At 74.1% G+C, this 20,244-nt stretch carries 18 protein-coding genes and 2 pseudogenes; 10 read left to right on the top strand and 10 right to left on the bottom strand.

What is annotated here, in order from left to right:
* The first annotated feature begins 339 nt into the window (after positions 1–339).
* On the top strand, positions 340–663 hold the full coding sequence (locus tag ACFC1F_RS25010; RefSeq protein WP_376161447.1) for an NAD(P)-dependent oxidoreductase: 324 nt from the start codon (positions 340–342) through the stop codon (positions 661–663).
* An 85-nt stretch (positions 664–748) separates the two neighbouring features.
* Here ACFC1F_RS25010 and ACFC1F_RS25005 read toward each other — a convergent pair whose 3' ends face one another.
* A complete protein-coding gene (locus ACFC1F_RS25005; RefSeq protein ID WP_376161445.1) occupies positions 749–1,198 on the bottom strand; it encodes an HD domain-containing protein in 450 nt (149 codons plus the stop codon).
* 177 nt (positions 1,199–1,375) lie between these two features.
* On the opposite strand from ACFC1F_RS25005, the gene ACFC1F_RS25000 reads away from it, so the two are divergent.
* Positions 1,376–2,314 carry an AEC family transporter gene (locus tag ACFC1F_RS25000; protein ID WP_209412548.1) on the top strand — a complete coding sequence of 313 codons (939 nt, stop codon included), beginning with the start codon at positions 1,376–1,378 and terminating at the stop codon, positions 2,312–2,314.
* A 428-nt stretch (positions 2,315–2,742) separates the two neighbouring features.
* On the opposite strand, the gene ACFC1F_RS24995 is transcribed toward ACFC1F_RS25000, so the two are convergent.
* Positions 2,743–3,180, bottom strand: a complete 438-nt coding sequence (locus tag ACFC1F_RS24995; protein ID WP_376161451.1) for a MarR family winged helix-turn-helix transcriptional regulator — start codon at positions 3,178–3,180, stop codon at positions 2,743–2,745.
* A 116-nt stretch (positions 3,181–3,296) separates the two neighbouring features.
* Here ACFC1F_RS24995 and ACFC1F_RS24990 point away from each other — a divergent pair, with 116 nt between their 5' ends.
* From ACFC1F_RS24990 to ACFC1F_RS24975, 4 genes are all read left to right on the top strand, one after another.
* Positions 3,297–4,199, top strand: a complete 903-nt coding sequence (locus tag ACFC1F_RS24990; protein WP_376161442.1) for an alpha/beta fold hydrolase — start codon at positions 3,297–3,299, stop codon at positions 4,197–4,199.
* Between the two features lie 52 nt (positions 4,200–4,251).
* Entirely contained in the window at positions 4,252–4,386 is a 135-nt protein-coding gene (locus tag ACFC1F_RS24985; protein ID WP_376161441.1) for a hypothetical protein, read from the top strand.
* 472 nt (positions 4,387–4,858) lie between these two features.
* Positions 4,859–5,608 carry a maleylpyruvate isomerase family mycothiol-dependent enzyme gene (locus tag ACFC1F_RS24980; RefSeq protein ID WP_376161439.1) on the top strand — a complete coding sequence of 250 codons (750 nt, stop codon included), beginning with the start codon at positions 4,859–4,861 and terminating at the stop codon, positions 5,606–5,608.
* Between the two features lie 327 nt (positions 5,609–5,935).
* Complete coding sequence (locus tag ACFC1F_RS24975) at positions 5,936–6,601, top strand: SMI1/KNR4 family protein (protein ID WP_376161437.1); 666 nt, start codon at positions 5,936–5,938, stop codon at positions 6,599–6,601.
* 924 nt (positions 6,602–7,525) lie between these two features.
* Here the strand turns inward: ACFC1F_RS24975 and ACFC1F_RS24970 are convergent.
* Positions 7,526–7,789 carry a dsRBD fold-containing protein gene (locus tag ACFC1F_RS24970; RefSeq protein ID WP_148641447.1) on the bottom strand — a complete coding sequence of 88 codons (264 nt, stop codon included), beginning with the start codon at positions 7,787–7,789 and terminating at the stop codon, positions 7,526–7,528.
* A gap of 329 nt (positions 7,790–8,118) precedes the next feature.
* On the opposite strand from ACFC1F_RS24970, the pseudogene ACFC1F_RS24965 reads away from it, so the two are divergent.
* The 3 genes and pseudogenes from ACFC1F_RS24965 to ACFC1F_RS24955 all read left to right on the top strand — a co-directional run.
* Positions 8,119–8,988, top strand: a pseudogene (locus tag ACFC1F_RS24965) (DMT family transporter); the annotation flags it as partial.
* Between the two features lie 414 nt (positions 8,989–9,402).
* Complete coding sequence (locus tag ACFC1F_RS24960) at positions 9,403–10,047, top strand: DUF6629 family protein (RefSeq protein WP_376161434.1); 645 nt, start codon at positions 9,403–9,405, stop codon at positions 10,045–10,047.
* 341 nt (positions 10,048–10,388) lie between these two features.
* A complete protein-coding gene (locus tag ACFC1F_RS24955) occupies positions 10,389–10,613 on the top strand; it encodes a hypothetical protein (RefSeq protein ID WP_376161432.1) in 225 nt (74 codons plus the stop codon).
* A 6-nt stretch (positions 10,614–10,619) separates the two neighbouring features.
* On the opposite strand, the gene ACFC1F_RS24950 is transcribed toward ACFC1F_RS24955, so the two are convergent.
* From ACFC1F_RS24950 to ACFC1F_RS24940, 3 genes are all read right to left on the bottom strand, one after another.
* Positions 10,620–11,882 carry an MFS transporter gene (locus ACFC1F_RS24950; protein WP_376161430.1) on the bottom strand — a complete coding sequence of 421 codons (1,263 nt, stop codon included), beginning with the start codon at positions 11,880–11,882 and terminating at the stop codon, positions 10,620–10,622.
* A 77-nt stretch (positions 11,883–11,959) separates the two neighbouring features.
* Positions 11,960–12,691: an ArsR/SmtB family transcription factor gene (locus tag ACFC1F_RS24945; protein ID WP_376161428.1), complete on the bottom strand. Its 732-nt coding sequence runs from the start codon at positions 12,689–12,691 to the stop codon at positions 11,960–11,962.
* A gap of 144 nt (positions 12,692–12,835) precedes the next feature.
* Entirely contained in the window at positions 12,836–13,462 is a 627-nt protein-coding gene (locus tag ACFC1F_RS24940; protein WP_376161426.1) for a hypothetical protein, read from the bottom strand.
* A gap of 644 nt (positions 13,463–14,106) precedes the next feature.
* Here ACFC1F_RS24940 and ACFC1F_RS24935 point away from each other — a divergent pair.
* Entirely contained in the window at positions 14,107–15,906 is a 1,800-nt protein-coding gene (locus tag ACFC1F_RS24935) for a helix-hairpin-helix domain-containing protein (RefSeq protein WP_376161424.1), read from the top strand.
* 359 nt (positions 15,907–16,265) lie between these two features.
* Here the strand turns inward: ACFC1F_RS24935 and ACFC1F_RS24930 are convergent, their stop codons facing one another.
* From ACFC1F_RS24930 to ACFC1F_RS24915, 4 genes and pseudogenes are all read right to left on the bottom strand, one after another.
* Complete coding sequence (locus ACFC1F_RS24930) at positions 16,266–17,036, bottom strand: response regulator (RefSeq protein ID WP_376161422.1); 771 nt, start codon at positions 17,034–17,036, stop codon at positions 16,266–16,268.
* 111 nt (positions 17,037–17,147) lie between these two features.
* Positions 17,148–17,582: a hypothetical protein gene (locus tag ACFC1F_RS24925; RefSeq protein ID WP_245204833.1), complete on the bottom strand. Its 435-nt coding sequence runs from the start codon at positions 17,580–17,582 to the stop codon at positions 17,148–17,150.
* 759 nt (positions 17,583–18,341) lie between these two features.
* Complete coding sequence (locus ACFC1F_RS24920; RefSeq protein WP_376161420.1) at positions 18,342–19,658, bottom strand: sensor histidine kinase; 1,317 nt, start codon at positions 19,656–19,658, stop codon at positions 18,342–18,344.
* Between the two features lie 372 nt (positions 19,659–20,030).
* A pseudogene (locus tag ACFC1F_RS24915) lies at positions 20,031–20,150 on the bottom strand (peptidoglycan-binding protein); the annotation flags it as partial.
* Between the last annotated feature and the right edge of the window lie 94 nt (positions 20,151–20,244).

Below are 20,244 nucleotides of genomic sequence, written 5' to 3'. Positions count from 1 at the left end.
CCACTGGTGTCCCCCCCACCCCTCCGACCCCCCCCGGCCCCCCCCCCCCCGGGGGTCCGCACTGGGACACGGGGGGTGCCCGCGCGGGCCCGTGCACGCGCGATCCGCGTGCACGGGCCCTCTCGCCCGTTTCCGGCACGGGACACCGGCCGTCCGACACCGCCGTCCGGACACATTCGGGCCAGGACGAAGTCCCGCACGCTCGGGCCCCGCCCGCCCGGCCCTGCCCCGCCCGGGGCAGGCCGAGGAGCACCCGGTGCCCCGGCCTCCCTCATCGCCCCTTCCCCTCTATTTCTGGTGGCCGAATCGCCCACGACCCGTGCGCGCCCGCCCCGGCGGGTGTCCGACCGGCCGGTCGGCCTCGACGAACTCTTCGCCACCGCCGACGTGGTGAGCGTCCACACCCCGCTGACCGCCGAGACCAGGGGGCTGGTCGGACGCCGGTTGCCCGCCGCGATGAAGCCCGGGGCGGGCAAGGTCAACACCGCACGCGGTGCCGTCCCGGACGAGCTCTCCCTGTCCGCCGTCCTCGCCGAACGGCCGGACCTGTTCGCCGTGTTGGACGTCACCGACCCCTGGCCGCCGGTCCCCGGCTCGCCCCCGTTCACACTCCCCGACGTCGTGGTGACCCCCAGCTCGCCGGCAGCGCTCGGCCGGCGGTGACCGACCGGTCTCCGCCAACCGGCCGCCGTCAGCCGGCCGCCGCTCAGCCCACCTGCGTCAGCCCACCTGCGTCCGCCGGCCTCCGTCAGCCCTCGTCCAGGCCGAGCAGCGCGCGGGTGCGCCGGTACTTGGCCGCCAGCCGCTCGGCCGTCGCCGGGTCCAGGGTCGCCAGCCGGGCCGGGTCGGAGTTGTGGGCGAGGTCGGCCTGCTTGACCAGCAGGGCGCCGGGGGTGGCCAGGATGCGGGCGGTGTACTCCTCCAGGGCCTCACCCGGGCGCTTGGTGAGCGCGTCGACGATCGACTTGGTGGTGTCGGTGAGCGCGGCCGAGGCCAGCCAGTCCCGGGTCAGCGCGTCGTCCTCGATCGCGTCGTGCAGCCAGCCCGCCGCGATCTGCTCCTCGCTGCCACCGCGGTCCGCCACACCGTGGGCGACCGCGGCGATGTGTTCGCTGTAGGGGTGGCCGTTCTTGTCGACCTGTCCCTCGTGCGCACGCCGCGCGATGGTCTCCACCTCGGCCAGGCTCAGATAGTCCACCAGGCCATCGTAGGGCTCCCGGCATCTGGTTGACTGCGGCGGTGCCGGGCGACCCCCGGCCCTGCCCACGGACCGCAGACACGACCTGACGCCACCGCGGCAGCTCGCCGACGCGGCCACGTCGCCATGTCGCCACGTCGCCAACCCGACGAAGCGGCCCGAGCCCCTTGAGGACCCATGCCCAGCCTGCCTCCGCTGCTCTCCGGCTTCGCCCCGATCTGGGTCCTCACCGCGGTCGGCTACCTGGTCGGACGCAGCGGCCTGCTCGGGCCGCAGGCCGACATGGTCCTGAACCGCTTCGTGTTCCATGTGGCCATGCCCGCCGCACTCTTCGTGATGATCGCGCGCACCCCGCTGGACCGGTTCGCCAACGCCTCGATGCTGGCCTTCGCCGCCGGGACGGCGGTCGCGACCGGGCTCGGACTACTGGCCGCGCACCGGCTGTTCGACCGGGCGCTCCCCGAGCGGGCGATCGGCGGAATGGCGGCCGGCTACGTCAATTCGGCCAACCTCGGGATCCCGGTCGCCATGCAGGTGCTCGGCGACGCCTCCTTCGTCGCTCCGGTCGTCCTCTTCCAGATCCTGCTGGTCACTCCGGCCGTGCTGACCGTGCTGGACAGCGGGCGTGCGGGCCGGCGCGCGCTGCTCACCCTCCCGCTGCGCAACCCCGTCCTGCTGGCGGTCGCCGTCGGCGCCGCGGCCTCCGCGGTGACCACCTCCACGGGGTGGCACCTGCCCGACGAGGTGGAGCGGTCCTGCCAGCTGCTCGGCGGCGCCGGTGTGCCGACGGCGCTGGTGGCGCTCGGCATGTCGCTGCACCATCGCCCGGCGGCCGCCGGCACGGCCCGGTTGGCCGAGGTCGGCGTGGCCGTCGCGGTCAAGACGCTGATACAGCCCCTGGCCGCGTTCGCCGTCGGCGCGTTCCTCCTCCACCTGCCCCCGCACCAGCTGCTCACCGTCGTGCTGTTCTCCGCCCTGCCGACCGCGCAGAACGTGTTCACCTACGCCCGCGAGTACGGCCGGGGCACCGCGCTGGCCAGGGACTCGGTGCTCTGGTCGACCCTGGTCTCGATGGCGACGCTCTCGGCCGTCAGCTGGGCACTCGGCCCGGCCTGACCCTGCCCGACCGGGGTCGACCCGGCCCGACTGGGCCGCTACGACGGATCGGCGGACGCCGGGGGCAGCTACGAGGAGCAGTGCGGCCTCGCCGTCCCCCCGATCTGCGGCAGTGGCACCACCTCACCCCGGACGGCCCCCCGGACGCGGCGTCCGCCACGCCGACCTGGTCGCGGCCCGGGGCAATTGGTCCCTGCACCCGCGGCAGTCGATACCTGTACAACGGGCAGACGCGGCCGGACGGCGCCCACGAGCTGAGGGGCGCCGTCCTCGACGGGTTCGCCGACCCGAAGCCCACTGACAGCTTCCGGTGGTCGCGGCCCCAGGCTCCCGCCCCGCGGCCCCGGGGCACCCTCCCCGCCCCAGGCTCCCGGCCCCGCCCACGCCCCGCGGCTCCCGGCCAGGCCTCGGGGCCGCGGCGGGGCCGCTCACTCCGCCTCGCGGGCCGCGGTGACCACCTCCGTCATCGCCAGCAGGAAGCGCCGGGCCGTCGCCAGCTCCCCCGCGTCGAAGCGGCCCATCGCGGCCACCAGGTCGGCGATCAGGCCGCCGAAGAAGGCCTGCCCCAGCTCCATCGCCTGCTCCTCCACCACCAGCCTGACCTTGCGGCGGTCCCCCGGGTCGCGCTCGCGCCGGATCAGGCCGAGCCGCTCCAACCGGTCGATCAGGCCGGTGGTCCCGGCCGAGTTGAGCCGCAGCGCCTCGCCGAGCCGCCCGGGGGTCACCACCGTCCCGGCCCGCGCGGCGTCCAGCAGGTGGATCAGTGCCCGCAGGTCGGTCGGGTGCAGGCCGTGACGTCCGGCGAACTCGGCCCCGAACAGGTCGAGTTCGACGGTCAGCCCGCGCAGCAGATGGACCAGCTGCATTGGTTCCTCGGTTTCGTCCACCCCGCCATTCTTCCGTGGGCACGCCCGTGCGACTATTCTCTCGCTCAGCGAGATTATTGCTGAGCGAGTCAGTTCGCGATCCACCGGAGGGCACGATGGCAGCACGCTCCACCAGGACGTCCGGCACCGCCGACCCCGCCGCGCCCCCGGGGGCCGGCCTCGGCCGCTTCCTCGCCGCGTACGACGAGGCCCTGGCCCGCTGGCCCGTCCCCGTCGAGGCCCTCACCGTCCGCACCCCGCACGGCACCACCCGGATCAACGCCTGCGGCCCCCGCGACGGCCGCCCGCTGGTGCTGCTCCAGGGCGGCGGCGCCACCTCCGCTTGCTGGCTCGCCAACGTCGGGGCGCTCGCCTCCGCGGGCCACCGGGTCCTCGCCGTGGACCTCATCGGCGACCCCGGTCGCAGCGTCCTCGACGGCCCGCGACTCGACGGCGTGCCCGGCCTGCTGGGCTGGCTGGACGCCGTCCTCGACGAGCTCGCCGTCCCCGAGGCCGACCTCTGCGGCCACTCGTACGGCGCCTGGATCGCGCTGGAGTACGCACTGCACGTCCCGGCGCGCATCCGGCGGCTGGCCCTGCTCGACCCCACGCAGTGCTTCGCCGGCCTCCGCCCGGGCTACCTGCTGCGCGTGCTCCCCCTCTTCCTGCCACCCCGCACCGCCGGGACGGCCCGCTCCTACCTCGACTGGGAGACCCGCGGCACCGGCCTCGCCCCCGCCTGGCGCGAGCTCTACGCCCTCGGCCACGCCGACTTCCCCGCCACCCGCCCGATCACCGGCCCCCGCCCGACCCCCGCCCGCCTCCGTGCCCTCACCGCCCCCACCCTGGTCCTGCTCGCCGAGCAGAGCCGCACGCACGATGCCCGCCGCCTCGCCGACCTGGCCCGGCAGGCCCTCCCCACCGCCACCGTGACCGTCCTGCCCGGTCTCTCCCACCACAACCTCCTGACCGCCCGACCGGCCGAACTCAACGACCGCATCACCGAGTTCCTCGCCTGACGCCGCCGGGACCGACGGACCCTACCGGGAAGCCGCCCGACAGCACGAGGCGGTGAACCCGGACCAGTCCGTGCCCCGCGAGGCGAAGGCGATCGCCACACCCGCAACACCCGCACTGCGCGTACTGCGCGTACTGGAGCAGCGGGCCTTCGCACTCCGCCTCGGCCGACGCCCGGCCCCGGCATGAACGGCAATCGCCGCAGCAGCCGGCCGCACCCGCCAGCAGTGGCCGGCGCCGTGGCACAACCTGTCCCACCGCTCGGCCATTCCAGGTCAGTTGCGATGCGAGCCCCAGATCACGCTGCGCACGGGCGAGTGCCTGGTGAGCCTGCTCGATGTGCTCCCCGACGGCTTCGGCCCGCTGCCGAGGGTGACCTCACGCGACGAGGGCGTGCGCATCCGCCGACTCCTCGACGGCGCCCCGTCGGCCCGGGAACGGCTCCTGCGCACGGGCGAGCAGCGCCCTTCCCCGGGAGGCCACGCGCACGGCCGGATCCGGATCCGGGCGGATCCACACCTGGGCGGCTCTCCCTCGGGGCGGATCCGCCCCGGGGCCGGTCTGCACCGGGGCGGGTCTGCGTCGGGGTGGATCCGCCCCGGGGTGGGACGGCGAGGGCCCGCGACGCCGTCGCGGTCGGCCGTCGGGCAGTCTCATCGTCATGACCCCACCCCTCTACGTCTCCCGGTCCGCCCTCATCGACGAGCTGACCCACTCCGGCGCCAGGCTCGCCGGCACTCTCGCCGCCCTGACCGGGGAGGACCTGCGCGCCGCTTCCGCCCTCCCCGGCTGGACCCGCGCACATGTCGTCGCCCACCTCGCCCGCAGCGCCGACGCCTACCGCCGGCTGCTGAAGACCGCCCGCACCGGCGCCGAACCGGGGCCGCGCCCCGACGCCGGAGCCCTGACCCGCGCCGTCGAGGACAGCGCGGCCCGGCCGGCCCCCGACCTGGTGGACGACCTGCACGACTCCCTCGCCGCCCTCATCGAGGACGCGCGGTCCATGCCCGCCACCGCATGGGACGCGGAGGTGACGGCGGCAGCCGGCTGGCCGCACCCGGCGTGGTTCACCCTGTACCGCTGCTGGCGCGAGCTGGAGACCCACCACACCGACCTGGCTGCCGGCCACGGCCCGTCCGACTGGCCCGCCCCCTACGTCGCCTGGGCGCTCGACGACACCCTCACCACCCTGGCCGCCCGTGACTTCCCGCTCGGCCGGGTCGACGCCGTCGACCTGGGCCGACAATGGACCCTCGCGCCGTCCGGCCCCGCCGTCACCGCCCCCGGCCACGCCGTCCTCGCCTGGCTCACCGGCCGCACCGACACCAGCCCCCTCACCTTCACCGACGGCCCCCTCCCCGTACCCCCGGCCTGGCCACTCCCCCCGACCCGGCCCTGGACCTGGACCTGACCGGCCACCGCACTCGCCATCGGCACACCCCCTGGCCGGCTCTCGGCCTGCGACCACGAGGACCCCCTGTTCTCCGCCCCTGCCCGCACATGGGAAGCGGGGCGAACACGGAGCGGGGGAAGGTGGTCCGCCCGGAGGTTTCCACCGCGAGGCGTGGGACCTGATCGGCTCCGGCAGCCCGCGTCCTCGGAGCGGGTACCGGTGTCGGAGCGGCCGGGGGACTGCCGGTCCTGACGCCCATTGATCACGGTGTGCGGGAATCGTGCGACCGCATCGACGGCCGGCTGAGCACGCACGTCCGAAAGGACCCCGTCAGGCCGGCGGCGGATGCGGCGCGCCTCCATGCAGTCGAGGCCGAGCTGGCAGCGACGCTCGCTGCCGACGTGCGGGAATGGTGGATCCGGGGCAACGTCAGAGCCGACTACCGGATTCCCCGGACCATTCGCTCCGGTGACGCTGGAGGAGGCCCTGGACACACGAGAGATCTGGCTTCTCGTCGCGGATCAGGAGGAATCGCACTTCGATCGGAACGGTGCGGACGAACCCCGGTTCCTGCCGGAAATCATGCCGATCGCGATGAGTCCTGGTGGTGATGACCTCATCGTCAATCTGCGGGTCGGCGAGCACCACGGCGCGGTCTTCTTGTGGGATCACGAGCGCTGGGGGCTCGGGACCCCGTTGTGGGACTCCGTCGGCTCGATGCTTGAGGACATCGGCGTCGCACTCGAATCCCGGACGCCGGTCCTGCATCGACACACTGCTCCCGGCGGCGCCGAAGCGGCCTGCGTCGGCAAGATCAGCGACTCGGGCGACCAGATCAATGACTCGGCCGATCACCAGGCACGGGCTGTGGCCGGCCGAACCCCGCAGAATCCGGGCCCGCGACCTCCTATCTATCGCTCAGGAGCTGGGCCGTCAGCCCGCGACACGCCGATCCCGGCAGCGAGGCCCGGACCCGCAGCTCCCGCCGGTCCTGCGCCCCGGATCTGCTGACCCGATGGCCCCCGCCGAGTGCCCGGCGGTCCGGCCCGCCCTCGCCGAACTCGCCGCCCTCGCCGTCGTCCCCCCGACGGACCGCACACTGCCCGCCCTGACCTCACACCTGCGGGGTTTCGCGGACCAGCCGGCCATCCAGAGGTTCACCGACGCTCTCCGGACGGGCGCAGCGCCTGGAGTACCGACACGGGCACGAGCCGTCCATCCACCTCCTCGGCCCGATGCTGCCCAAGGTCGGAGCCGGACTCACCCGGTCACCCGCCGCCCGACAACGACCCCGCGGACGCGGCGCACCGAGCGCCACCGCCCTCCTGTTTCTCGTGAACGTTCGCGGACGTCAAGATCCGCAACTGCTGCCCAACCCGGCACCCGCCCCCGGGGGTGGACGAAGCCGGTCCGTGGGAGTCGGCAGGCCGCTCATCGGGAGGTGCCATCTCCGCTTCTGGGGGACGGTGTTTTCTGCAACGGCTTCGCCACCGGTCAGGGCGTGCAGCGCTCGGGGCGGGTCGCTCGGAGGGGCGCGGTCGTGGGCGGTGTACGAGCGGTGTAACGGCCGGGCCCGAGGGGTGGTCGGTGCCAGGACACCGGCCGCCGGCCCCGGCGGTCTGCTTCGCCACCGGCGGGGCCGCCGTTCCCCTCGTGCTCGGCGGCGCCCGACACGCCGCCGCGAACATGGCTGCAGGGTCGGCTGCAGCTGGCGTCGGCATCTGGCTCCGAGACCCAGGGGCTCGGGTTCGCCGACATCCACGACGCCTACGGCACCCACAACGCCGACGACAGCCACGGCAGCCACCGCGGCCACGGCGCTGTACCCGCGTCCGGTCTCGCCGGGGCTGCCGTCGTTCCCCGCAGCCGCAAACGCGCCGAGACGAGGCTCGGTCGGTCGGCGAACGGCCCGTCGGGTGCCGGCGGGCCCGCTCGTCAGTAGATCAGGTAGCCGGGCCGGTGGCCCTCGTCCTCGATCTCCCCGGTGGCCTGTGCCCTCAGCTTGCGGGACAGCTCCTCCAGCGCGCGGGAGGCCGCGACCTCCTCGCCGATGCGGGCAAGCGGGCGGTCCTCCGCGCTCTTGACCGCCTCCCCGTGCGCGCTGAGGCCCGGTGCCCTCGCGCCGGTCAGCCGGGCGTTGCACCCCGTGTGCACACCGTCTTCCTCGAAGCTCAGCTCCACGTCCCATTGGTTGTGCATGCCACACCTCCTGGTGCCGGCCCCCGACCTGCCTGCTCAGACCGGCACGGACACGGACGCCGTGGCGGCTGCTCACACCAGCGTGCGCCCGCTGCGCCCGCGGCGGCAAGCGCGGCGGGCCTGGCCGGGCGGGCGTGGCAAGCCCCGACTTCCCCTCGTGACGGGCCCCTCCTTCCGGGCCTCACGGACTCGCCCTTCGCGTCCTCCGCGACTGCGTCCCGGGGGTCGGCGCCCCGCCCCGGCGGTAGGCTGGCGACAGCGCGCCGCGACCGAGGCCGAACCACGGACCGCCGGTCCGGTGCCGGCAGCGACGTTCGGGTGGTCCCTCCGTGGCGGTCTTCCTTCTCGCACTCAGCGCCGCCTGTTGTCTGGGCCTCGGCTTCGTCCTCCAGCAGCACGCGGCACAGCGGGCGCCGCGCTCCGACCTGCTGCACTGGCGACTGCTGCTCGACCTGCTGCGGATGCGCGAGTGGCTGCTCGGCACCGGTTTCATGGTCAGCGGCCTGATCCTCTCCGCCCTCGCCCTCAACAAGGGCGAGGTCTCGCTGGTCGAACCCCTCCTCGCCACCAACCTGCTGTTCGCGATGGCACTCTCCCGGGTGCTCACCCGCCAGAGCCTCGGCCGCTCCGGGTGGGCGGGCGTGCTGCTGCTCGGCCTCGGCGTGACCGCCTTCATCGTGGCGGGCCGCCCCACCGGCGGCGGCCCACCGGCCGGGGAGCTGCGACATTGGCTGGTCGTCGGCACGGTCACCGGACTGACGCTGCTGCTGGTCTCCTTCGCCCGCCGACTACCGCTGTTCGAGGAGGCCACCCTGCTCGCACTGGCCGCCGGACTGCTGTACGGGCTCCAGGACGCGCTCACCCGGACCACCACCCAACGCCTCGACCACGACGGGCTCGACGCCGTGCTGCGAACCTGGCAGCCGTACGCCGTGGTGGCGGCGGGCGTGGTCGGACTGCTGCTGGTGCAGAGCGCGTTCGAGGCCGCGCCACTGCGGATGTCCCTGCCCGCGCTGACGGCTGCGCAGCCGATCGCAGGAATCGCCTGCGCGGTCGGGTTCCTCGGCGACCGTCTGCGGGTCACCCCCGGCGCGCTGGCCTGGCAGGTGGCCGGCCTGGTGGCCATCGTCATCGGCGTGATCGTGATCGGCCGCCACCCCGCCATGCCCGGCACCGCGCACGACCGCCGGGACAACGCCGTCCAAGCCGCCCAATCCGGGGCCCCGGCCGGGGAAGCGATGGCGGCGGGGTCGGCCGGGTCGGCCGGGGAAGCGAGGGCGGCGGAGTCGGCCGGGGAAGCGAGGGCGGCGGGGTCGGCAGGATCGGCACGGGAGGCGGGGCAGGCGGCGCCGGCCGGCCGCGGCACCCCCGCCATCAGCACGGACGGCACCGATCCTCCACGTCCGGACCCCTCTGGTTCACCAGGCGCTACGGGCTCCCCCGACTCGCCCGACTCCGGCAGCTCCAGCGGCCCCGGTGGCTCCAGCGGCCCCGGTGGCTCCAACTCCGGTGGCTCCCGGTAGCCGGCCAGCCGGCAGCGGGACCAACGGCAGCCAGGCCCACGGCAGCAGGACCAACAGCAGCAGGAGAGGCGTCGGCGGAGAGGCGGCGAGATGTGCTGGAGCGCGCAGGCGGATCTGATCGCCGGCGGACTGGTGTCGGGCATCGGTGTGCTCTGCCTGGTCCGGACCCACCGCGCCGGACGACCGGAGCGGATGGTGCTCGCCGCGCTCCCCCTTGTCCTGGGCGCGCACCAACTGATCGAGGCCGCCGTCTGGTACGGCAGCGACGGCGGTGTCCCCGCCGTACCGGCCGGGTGGGCACGTACCGCCTGGGCTGTGATCGCGCTGCCGCTGCTGCCCGTGCTCGTTCCGGCCGGTGTCTGGTGCGCGGCCCGCGAACCGGCTCGACGGCGTATCGTCCTGCCCTTCCTCCTCCTCGGCCTGCTCGTCGCCGTCCCGCTCGCCGTGGCCGTCGCCACCCACCCGGTGTCGGCCACCGAACACGGCCACACTCTCAGCTACGCCATCGGCCTCCCCCACCCTGCCGTCCTCCTGACCGGGTACCTGCTCGCCACCGTCGGTTCGCTCCTCGTCAGCGGCGACCGCCTGCTGCGCCGCCTCGGCCTTCTTACCGGCGTGGGCGCCGTGGTCTGCGCGCTGCTGTGGCGGCTCGCCTTCGTCTCCACGTGGTGTGCCCTCGCCGCCCTCGCGAGCCTGGTCCTCCTCCAGTGGACCGGCCGCCCAGCGCACGAGTGACGGCCGCAGAACTGACGGCCGCACGACCAACGGCCACAGGACGGACGGGCCACCGCCGGCCGTCGACGCTCGACCACCCGGCGCCCGATCGCCGCTACCCCGACCACCCGGCCCCCGACCACCCGACCCCGACCGCCCCGTCGATCACGTGAAAACTCGATCACGTGAAAGCCCGGGCGCGGACCGTGCCGGGCGCGGACCGTGCCGGGCGGGGCAGAATGTCCGCCATGACTGATCCGAACCCCGACTGGATCACCGTTCTGGCCTACGAGAACGTGTCCGGTCGCCTTCATCCGCCGGCCGCCGTCCGCGCTTGACTGCGTGACCGCGGAATCGACTGGATGCCCTTCGCCTCCGACGAGATCCGCTGGGGCCTGACCTGCGGCCGCGACTCCGACGGCCACTGGCGCGGCTGGTTCGACGTCCGCGTGCAGGCCGCGGCGCTCAGCCGCCTCGGGCTCCACCCCGACCAGCCGTCCGCAAGGGTCACCGGGCCGAGCCCTCCGGGCTGGTGGCACGCCGCCGCAGAGCGCAACGCCCGTCAGCAGTTCGGCGTCCGTTTCTGAGCCGTGCTACGCCGCCAGCGTCGGCCCCGGGGGATTCTCGACCGCGCTCGCCGGACCGTGACCGCGCAGGCGGTCCATCTCCCGCCACTCGGGGCGGAGACCGGCGAGCGTGGTGGTCGCGAAGTACAGGCCCCCGGAGACAAGCAGCACGGGTATCAGGCCGATGAGGGAGATGGCGGCGCCAGCGAGGAGACCGCCGAGGGGGATGCCGGCCCAGGCGAGGGAGTCACCGAGGGCCCCGACGCGGCCGAGCAGGTGGCGCGGCACACGCTCGAAGAGCATCGCGCCGAGGATCGGGTTGAGGAAGCCGGAACCGAAGCCGCCCACCGCGAAGACGACGAGCACGACGCCCATCGGCGCGCCCATGGCAAGGACCAGGAACCTCGGGGCGCCGCAGAGCAGGAAACCGGTGAAGAACACGACCCGGCGCGGGAGCCGGTGGGCGAAGGCCGCCGCTATCAGGCTGCCGCCGACCGCGGCGATCCCCCAGACGCTGCCGGTGAGGCCGATGGCCGCCGGGCCACCGCCGGACTCCTGTGCCCAGACCGGGACGAGAACCGTCATGAACCCGGCGTCCAGCAGGTTCGTCACGCCGATCATCACGATCACGGTGAGCATCAACGGCTCGGTCCGTACGAAGGAGAAGCCCTCCCGGAACATCTGCCAGTAGCCGGCCTGCTGCTGCGCCCCGCCCTCCCCGGCCTCCGCCGGCGGCGGGGTGACGGCCGCCCGGCCCATGCCGCGTGGCAGGACGAGCGAGATGACCAGCGAGCCCAGTGCGAAGGCGACGGCGTTCATCGTCAGACCGGCCATCGGGCCGAGCAGGGCGATCAGCCCGCCGCCGACCGCCGGGCCGACGGTCGAGGCCAGCCGCTCGGTGACCCCGGCGAGGCCGGTGGCCCGTTCCAGCGGTACGCGGGCCCGGTCGGCCGCCTCGGGGACCATCACCTCCTTGGCCAGGTCACCCGGACCGCGAACGGCTCCGACCAGCCCGACCATGACGAGCAGCAACCAGAACGGCAGCACGCCCAGACCGTGCAGCAGCGGGATCAGGCCCGCGGCAACGGCGCTCACCGCATCGGTGGTCCAGGAGATGACCCGCGGGCCCAGGCGGTCCACGACCGGCCCGGCCAGTGCCTTGACCAGGACATACGGCGCCATCTCGACGAAGGCGACGACGCCCGTCATGGTGGCGCTGCCGGTGGTGGCGAGGACGAACCACGGTAAGGCGATCGCCGAGACCCGTGTCCCCGTCAGGGAGATCGCCATGGCCCCGAGCACCCCAGCCAACGGCCGGACCGTTCGCGGCGAACCGGCGGCCTCCGGGGCCGCAACGGGGACGGTGGTCATGACCGGCCCTCCGATTCGTCCGCCTCGGGGCCGCTCGCGGGGTCGGGCAGCACCTGGAACACCACCGCGACCCGTTCCGCACCCTCCGGCACGGCGCCGAGCGCGGACTCGGACACGGCCCCGGACTCGGACTCTGATGCAGAACCGGAGTCGGACTCCGAGCCGGCCCCGGATGCGGGCTCGGACCCGGACCCGGTTCCTGGCGCCCGCCGGTAGCGCCCGACCACCTCCGCCACCTCGTCGGCGAGGCGGCGCGCCTCCTCCGGCGTCAGCAGCAGCGACCAGTCGCTGAAGTCGAAGGAGTGCCGCCACTCCCGGGGCATGGTCTCGAAGGAGTTCAGTGCGCGCTGGGTGGTCAGCGCATTGGCGGCGACGACCGAGCGCAGGTAGGAGAGCGCGGCCTCGGGCTCCTCGTCGGCCAAGTTCCGGTCCGCGAACCAGGTCATCTGGTGGAGCGGCTTCCACCAGCGCTCGCGGGCGTTCCCGCGCTCGGTGTCCTCCGCGACGAAACCCGCGGCCGCCAGCTGGCGCAGGTGGTAACTGGTCGCCCCCGACGTCAGCCCCATCCGCTCGGCGAGCCTGGTCGCCGTGGACGGCCCGTGCCGGCGCAGGAGCCCGACCAACTGCACGCGCACCGGGTGGGCAAGGGCCCGCAGGCCCTTGGCATCGAGGACGACGACGTCGTTCTGCGGCTCCGGGCTGTGTTGCCACTTCTGCTCTTCGGTCATGGCAGACAGCGTAGAACCGCAAAGACTTCTTCGCAAAGGGTTATTTGCGAAGAAGTCTTTGCGATCCTCGGGAGCCCCGACGGCCGCGCACCACCGCGTCGCGAACCCCCGGCACACCGCCGCGTCGCGAACCCCCGGCGATCGTCAGTCGCGGGCGACCTCCAGGATCAGGACCACGGTGAGCCCGCCGCCCGGAGTCGGCTCCACGGCCAGCCGCCCGCCGGCCGCGCGGATCAGCCCGTACCCGGCCGGACCCACCGGGCCCTCCGGACGCAGCCCGGCGAGCAACCACTCACGGGCCTCCGGGAGTTCACAGGGTCCGCGGTCCACCACCCGCAGCTCCACCCGGGCCCGGTCCGCCACCGGACCGCCCGCACCGGCCGGCCCCGCCCCCCGGCCGCGGACGGCCCCCGTGCTCCTCCCGCCCCCCGCGCCGCGCGTACTCCCGAAGCCGCCGATGCCGCCTGAACCCCTCCGGCCGGACACCGCGTCGGCCCGGACCAGCACCCGGGCCCCCGCCGGGTTGCGCCGGATCGCATGGTCGACCAGCCCGGCCAGCGCGGACTCCAGTCGCCGGGCGTCCACGGCCACCACCGGCAGTCCGGCCGGTATCCGCACCGCGACCGCTGCCGCACGCCCGCCGCCGCGCAGCACCCGCCGCACGACCTCGCCGATCTGGACGTGCTGCGCCTCCGGGCTGCACCCCTCACTGCGCTCGGTCCAGCGCACCCGCTCCAGCTCGGGCCGGGTGAGCGGGCGCGGTGCGGCCATCTCCCGGGGTGGCGGCCGCCCCGGACCACCGGCCCAGCCGGAACCTGCACCGCCGAACCCGTCCGCGCCCTCGGCGCCGCCCGCACCACCCCCGAACCCGTCGTCCCGGCCACCACCCGAGCCACCGTCCCGGCCGGAACCGCCATGGTGCCCGGACGCCCCGGACCCGCCCGGGCCGCCGACGCCCCCGAACGCACCGAACCCACCGAGTACCCGGGCACCCGACGCGACGTAGCCCCAGAGCTTCCCGCGTGCCATCGCCCTGCCCCTCGTGCATCACCGGCCGCCACCGCCGATCGCGCGGCAGGCCGGACAGGGCCGCGTTTCGGGCCCCTCCGCCAAGCCTGCGCCTCCGCCACCCGGGTGACAATCCGGCTCATGGGCGCAAATCGGCCACCGCACCCCGCCGGTCGGCGGGTGTCGTCCCGGCCGACCGACGGGGCGGAGATCCACCTCGCGGGCCCCACACCCCCGAGGACCGTGTGCTCCGGGTACGCGCCCGGGGCCTTCCCGGCACACGCCCCGGGGGCGCGCGGCTGGGCACGGGGCCCCTGGGGCACACGGCCCGCAGCCGCCCAGGGCCCTTGGGGCACGCGGCCCCCTGCCGCCCGGCCCGATCCGGCCGCCGAACCTAGACTGACCCCATGACCCGGCTCAACGACCAGGTCCAGGAGCTGCTCCAGGAGTACGCCGACCTGATCTCGATCACCGGCGGGGACGCCTTCCGGGCTCGCGCCTACGAGAAGGCCGCCCGAGCGGTGGGCGGTTACCCGCAGGACGTCGCCGGACTGGACGCCAAGGGCCTCCAACAGATCCCCGGCGTCGGGAAGTCCACCGCCGAGAAGGTGGCCCAGTACCTCGCCACCGGCCGGATGGAGGCCCTGGAGACGCTGCGCGCCGCGATCCCGCCCGGCGTGCGCGAGATGATGGCCGTCCCCAGCGTGGGCCCCAAACGCGCCCTCGCCCTCTACCAGGACCTCGGCATCGCCTCGGTCGATGAACTCGCCGACGCGATCCGCGCGGACCGGCTGAGCGGGGTGGCCGGATTCGGCGAGCGCAGCGGAGAGAAGATCCTGCACGGTATCGAGCTGATGCGGCAGTCCGGCGGGCGGACACTGCTCGACGCGGCCACCGAGCAGGCCGAGCAGATCGTCGCGGCGATCGCGTCCGTGCCGGGCTGCACCCGCTGCGCGTACGCGGGTTCACTGCGCCGGATGCGCGAGACGGTCGGCGACATCGACGTGCTCGCGACCGCCGAGGACTCCGCACCGCTGATGGCCGCGCTCACCGAACTCCCCTACGTGGCCGAGGTGATCGTACGCGGCCCGACCAAGACCTCGGTGCGCACGGCGAAGGGCCTCCAGGTGGACCTGCGGGTGGTGCCGGAGGAGGACTGGGGCGCGGCGCTGCTGTACTTCACCGGCTCGAAGGCGCACAACATCAGGCTCCGCACCATGGCCGTCCGGGCCGGCCTGAAACTCTCCGAGTACGGGCTGTTCGAGGTGGCCGACGCCGGGAACGGGGAGAGGGCCGGGAACGGGGACAGCGCCGAGGGCGGGAAGGCGGCCCCGGAGGCCGCGAGCGGCGCGAAGGTGGTCTCGGCCACCGAGGAGGAGGTCTACGCGGCACTCGGACTGCCTTGGATCGCACCACCGTTGCGCGAGGACCGGGGCGAGATCGAGGCGGCGCTCCGCGGCGAACTGCCCGAACTGGTCACCGAGGCCGACCTCCGCGGCGACCTGCACACCCACACCAACCTCACCGACGGGCTCGCCGGCCTGGAGGAGATGATCGACACGGCGGCCGCGCGCGGCTACGCGTACTACGCCGTGACCGACCACGCACCCGACCTGGTCATGCAGCGGATGACCGACGAGAAGATGCTCGCCCAGCGTGAACAGCTGCGCGAACTCGCCGGGCGGCACAAGAAGATGCGCCTGCTGCACGGCACCGAGCTCAACATCGGGCCGGACGGCGGGGTCGACTGGCCCGCCGAGTTCCTGGCCGGCTTCGACGTCTGCGTCGCCTCAGTCCACTCGCACTTCGGCGCGGACCGGGCGACCCAGACCCGCCGGCTGATCCGGGCCTGCGAGAACCCGCACGTCCACGTCATCGGCCACCTCACCACCCGCCGGATCGGCCGGCGGGGGCCGATCGACGTCGACCTGGACGCCGTCTTCGAGGCCGCCGCCCGCACCGGCACGGCGATCGAGATCAACAGCTCGCCGCAGCGGCTCGACCTGCGCGACGAGGACGTGCTGCGGGCGAAGCGGTACGGCGTGAAGTTCTCGATCGACAGCGACGCCCACGCCACCGGTCACCTCGCCTACCCGCGATACGGAATCGGCACGGCCCAGCGCGCCTGGCTGACCACCGAGGACGTGATCAACGCCTGGCCGTGGCAACGGCTGAAGCGGTTCCTGCGCAAGGACGCGCTGCGGTAGCGGCGCACCCGTCTCCACCTCGCATCCGACCTGCGAAGTTTGCCCGAGTTTGCGGTGGAAAACCCTGGTGCAACCGACGCGGGAGGAGCATCATGGAGGTGGACCTGCGAGGTAGATGAGGGAGTTCGACCGCAGGAGGCAGTGGCGACAGATCGAGACGGATCAGGGTCTGCCGCTGGTACCTCGGTCGACGATCGAACTGTTAGGCCGGAGGACGTGACGTCCGGAGGCCACCCCCGCCTCGCAGGTTCCGCATGCCCCCACCGCACTGGCCGTAGGCCGCACTGGCTGTACTAGCCGTACTGCACCGGACGGGACCGGACTGGCCGTACACGGCGAGGTCCGTGCGGCGGACCCCGCTACGCGGTCGGGACCGCGTACCCCATCTCCCAGGCGTGCACGGCGATGCCGACGCGGTTCTGCACGCCCAGCTTGCGCTGGATGCTGGCGACATGCGTCTTCACGGTGCCCGGTGAGATGAACAGCTCGGCGGCGATGTCGGCGTTGGTACGGCCTGCCGCGACGTGACCGGCGATCTCCACCTCCCGTTCGGTGAGCGGCACCACGGGGGCACGACGGCTCTCCGGGCGCCGGGGCGCCGTCACGTGCTTCAACAACCGGACCGTGACGGACGGGCTGATCAGGCTCTCGCCGCTCGCCGCCGCCCGGACCGCCTCGGCCAGCAGCGCCGGACCGGAACGCTTCAGCAGGAAGCCCGACGCGCCGTGCTGAAGAGCCGGGTAGACGTACTCGTCCAGGTCGAAGGTGGTCAGCACCACCACCCGCACCGGCGTGACGGCACCCGGTCCGGCCAACCGCCGGGTCAGCTCCAGGCCGTCCATCCGGGGCATCCGGATGTCGACCAGTGCGACGTCCGGGCGCAGCTGCCCCGCGAGTTCGAGTGCGGCGACGCCGTCGGCCGCCTCGCCGACCACGGTGATGTCGGGCTGGGCCTCAAGGATCCGCCGGACGCTCCGGCGGACCGCCTCCTGGTCGTCCGCGATCAGCGTGCGGATGCGGGCCGGGCCGGCCCCGGGCGGCTCGGCGCCGACCACGGTGGCGGACGCGGCGGCGGACACGGCGGCGGTGACCGTACCGGGCGCCGCGACAGGTGCCGTACCGGACACCATGGCAGGCACCGCGGAGGGCACCGGATCGTTCGGACCGTGCTCCGGATGGGGACTCGTCACGGGGAGCAGTCTCGCACGCTCCGCCGGGCCCGCCATGAGTCGCGCGCCGGTTCAGGCGGCCTTGCCCGTGAGCTCCGTCGCCCGACCGTCGCGCAGCACGGTTATGTGCGGCGGGACTTCGACCCTGAACCGGGCGTCGCAGTTGGAGACGCCGCTGCAACTCGCCTCCAGCGTGAGGGTGTCGCCGTCCAGCACCCACTCGCTCCTCTGCTTGCCCAGGACCTCTGCCTTGAACCAGCGCGTGACCTTGACGTCCTGACGGTCCGTCGCCACCAGATCGGTCGGGACGTGGTGACGGGAGACGACGTTGAGCGTGGTACCGCTGTAGCCGAAGGTCCTGTCCTCCGGCGCGGCTTCGTCGGCCTTTGCACAGCCGGTGACGGTGACCAACGCGGCGAACGCGACCAGCGCGGCCACGGCGGCAACCACTCGACGAAGTGACGCTCGACGAGCAGGCGTGTCCGGCACGGCCGGTGTGGTGGTCATGGGGTGGCTCCTCCAACGCGAACGACGATGACGGCTACGGCTACGGCTACGGCTACGGCTACGGCTACGAGCTTGCCCGTTCCGCTTCGCCCTGCCATCTGCCGTTCGGCAGATATCCGGCCTCGATTTCGTCCCGTTCAGCCCCACTTCCGCTGCCGACCCCTGCCGAACGGGCCACCCCACCGGCCGTCCGAGTGGCGTGCTCTCCGCAGTCGGGCATGGAAGGAAACAGGGTCCGTCGGTCACTGGCGGGGCCGATCTGCTGACGGCCCGTACCGCCCCGTCCGGCCTGTACTTGCCCGTAGTCATTCACGTCGTCCCCAGCGCGACCCCCGGGAAGGGGCAGACAGGCCGGACGGGAATCCGCGGTTGCCCTGCACCTCCTTGCGACCGTCGCCACGGGGCACCGTCACCTCGCATCGGCCCGGGGCGGAGACGGCCGTGGCGCTGCCCGTCAGGAGGGCGTCGATGATTGCCTCCACCAGATCCAGTTCTTCCACGGACCGGCCGAGTTCCCGGCTCACACCACCTGCTTCGACCCCGAGGACGATGGCTGCGGAGTCTCCCTGCCACAGCCAGGTGAAGCCGAGCGGGCCCACATGCCGAGGGCGGACCGCGACATCCCGGAACCAACCGTCGTCCCGTTGCCCGACCTCCGCAACGCCCTCAAGGTCCTGCCTCAACCGGTCGGCCAGTGTGTTCCCCCACGTTGCCGGGCCGTGGTGACAGTCCTCGGGCAAAGGCCGCCTGATGCGGCGGCTAGCGCACCGGCAGCTCACAGGTGATCCGCCAACCCGACGGCTGGTGCGGGCCCGCGCCGAGCGAGCCGCCGTGGGCGGCCAGCCGCTCCGCCATCCCCGCCAGCCCGGTGCCGCCGCTGCCCGGCAGTCGCCGCCACAGGCCCCTCGGGCCTGGCGCGCGCCCCCGCCCGCCGTCATCCGTCACCGACACCTCCACCACCCGGACCACCGACCCATCCGGACCGCCCCGACCCGCCGACCCACCCCGCCCCGCCGGACCACTCCTCCCCGCCGAACCACCGGCATCAGCCGAACCACCGGACTCTCCCGACCCACCCCGCCCCGCCGGACGGTCCACCACCGCCACCCGCACGACCACCTCCCCCGCACCGGGCGCGTGCCGTCGCACATTCGTCAGCCCCTCCAGGACGACGGCGTACGCGGTCGCCTCGGCGTCGCGCGACAACAACCCGGCGCTCTCCGGCGCCAGTTCGACGGTGGCCCGGGTCGAACCGGTCCCCGAGAAGCGCCCGACCAGTTCCGCCAGGTCGGCCAGCCCGTGGACCCGGGTGGCCCCGACGGCACGGCCTTCCCCCGCCTCGTCGGCCTGCGGGTCGCGCAGCGCTCCCACCATCGCGTCCATCGAGTCCAGCGCCCGCAGTCCTGCCTCCTCCAGCCGACGCAACAGGTCGCCCGTCTCCGCCGCATCCAGGCCGGGCAGCTGGCCGGCCTGCGCCTCCAGGACGATGCCGGTGATCTCGTGGGCGACGAAGTCGTGCAGCCCGCGGGCCACTTCGAGTCGCTGCTCCCGGCGGGCGCCGGCGACCGCGCGCTCCCGGCGGGCGTCCAGGGCCCGCAGGTAGAGGCCGGCTCCGGCCACTCCGACCGCCGGGAGCAACGAGAGCAGCGTGACGATCAGCGAACCGGTCCAGCCGCCCTCGGGAACCCGGAGGGCGAAGCGCAGCGGCACCAGCAGCACGGCCAGGCCGACCAGTGCCCCCACCGGCCCCGCCCACCGACCGGGCACCCGCCGCACCGCCCGTCCAAGCAGCACCAGCAGGGCGAGCCACTCGAAGGGCAGCCAGAACGCGGCGAGCCGGTACGGGCCGGAGTAACCGGCGTCCAGCGCCAGTGAGGCGATCGCGGCCAGTCCCGTCGCCCCCGCCAACGTCACCCGGCGGAACGGCCACGGCAGGACGGACACCGCCGCCGCGAACGCCGACATGGCGGCGAGGAGCAACGCGGCCGCCCGCTGCCCCGGGTGAGCCAACACCACCGGCGCCAGCACACCGAGCACCGCGACGACGCTCAGCGGCCGGCGGAGCCGTACCGCCAAGCCGCCCGTCGCTCGGGCCGGGAGAACCGACGGAGCCGACGAAGCCGATGGAGCCGATGAAGCCGGGTCAGGATGAGGATGCGCGGCAGAGGTGAACCGGCCGTCCGACGCCGGGGTTTCGGTACGCATGCGCCCGAGCCTACGGGGGTCGCGCGATGCGTCTCGGGCCCGGCATTCCCCGGGATCGGCCCGGTCCCCGCCACAGAAGGAGTCGTGGCAGACCGCCAGAGCGCGGACCGGTCCTCGTCGCCCGTTCGTCAGTGCCACCACGCCGCCGTCAGGTCGTGCCGCCGTGCGGTCGGCACGTGGAGTGCTGCCTGTGGAGCAGCTTCCTCTCCGAGGCGGTGGACCAGGGGTGCCGGTGTCGGGGCCGACGACCCCGTCCGGCTGCAGGTTCCCGTAGGGCTGGAACGCCTTGAGCGCGCGCAGGGTGTCGGGTCCGAACCGGCCGACCGGGTAGGTGCAGCTGCCGCCGTTACCCCTCGCATCGATCCCGCACCGGAAGCGGCGTCCCGCGCTGCCCGTCGCCCCGCAGCGGACCTACGGGCCACCAACCAGCAGGCCTGCGCGGACGCGGGGCCGGCGG

The sequence above is a fragment of the Kitasatospora sp. NPDC056181 genome (assembly GCF_042266225.1).
In the GTDB taxonomy this organism is placed as follows: Bacteria; Actinomycetota; Actinomycetes; order Streptomycetales; family Streptomycetaceae; genus Kitasatospora.
This window is presented reverse-complemented; position numbering and strand designations above follow the sequence as displayed.

What these genes read in the sequence shown, in the direction of transcription:
- ACFC1F_RS25000 (WP_209412548.1), top strand. Translation starts at nt 1,376, where the DNA reads ATGCCCAGCCTGCCTCCGCTGCTCTCCGGCTTCGCCCCGATCTGGGTC.
- ACFC1F_RS24995 (WP_376161451.1), bottom strand. Translation starts at nt 3,180, where the DNA reads ATGCAGCTGGTCCATCTGCTGCGCGGGCTGACCGTCGAACTCGACCTG.
- ACFC1F_RS24990 (WP_376161442.1), top strand. Translation starts at nt 3,297, where the DNA reads ATGGCAGCACGCTCCACCAGGACGTCCGGCACCGCCGACCCCGCCGCG.
- ACFC1F_RS24980 (WP_376161439.1), top strand. Translation starts at nt 4,859, where the DNA reads ATGACCCCACCCCTCTACGTCTCCCGGTCCGCCCTCATCGACGAGCTG.
- ACFC1F_RS24975 (WP_376161437.1), top strand. Translation starts at nt 5,936, where the DNA reads ATGCGGCGCGCCTCCATGCAGTCGAGGCCGAGCTGGCAGCGACGCTCG.
- ACFC1F_RS24970 (WP_148641447.1), bottom strand. Translation starts at nt 7,789, where the DNA reads ATGCACAACCAATGGGACGTGGAGCTGAGCTTCGAGGAAGACGGTGTG.
- ACFC1F_RS24960 (WP_376161434.1), top strand. Translation starts at nt 9,403, where the DNA reads ATGTGCTGGAGCGCGCAGGCGGATCTGATCGCCGGCGGACTGGTGTCG.
- ACFC1F_RS24955 (WP_376161432.1), top strand. Translation starts at nt 10,389, where the DNA reads ATGCCCTTCGCCTCCGACGAGATCCGCTGGGGCCTGACCTGCGGCCGC.
- ACFC1F_RS24950 (WP_376161430.1), bottom strand. Translation starts at nt 11,882, where the DNA reads ATGGCGATCTCCCTGACGGGGACACGGGTCTCGGCGATCGCCTTACCG.
- ACFC1F_RS24945 (WP_376161428.1), bottom strand. Translation starts at nt 12,691, where the DNA reads ATGACCGAAGAGCAGAAGTGGCAACACAGCCCGGAGCCGCAGAACGAC.
- ACFC1F_RS24940 (WP_376161426.1), bottom strand. Translation starts at nt 13,462, where the DNA reads ATGGCCGCACCGCGCCCGCTCACCCGGCCCGAGCTGGAGCGGGTGCGC.
- ACFC1F_RS24935 (WP_376161424.1), top strand. Translation starts at nt 14,107, where the DNA reads ATGACCCGGCTCAACGACCAGGTCCAGGAGCTGCTCCAGGAGTACGCC.
- ACFC1F_RS24930 (WP_376161422.1), bottom strand. Translation starts at nt 17,036, where the DNA reads ATGGTGTCCGGTACGGCACCTGTCGCGGCGCCCGGTACGGTCACCGCC.
- ACFC1F_RS24925 (WP_245204833.1), bottom strand. Translation starts at nt 17,582, where the DNA reads ATGACCACCACACCGGCCGTGCCGGACACGCCTGCTCGTCGAGCGTCA.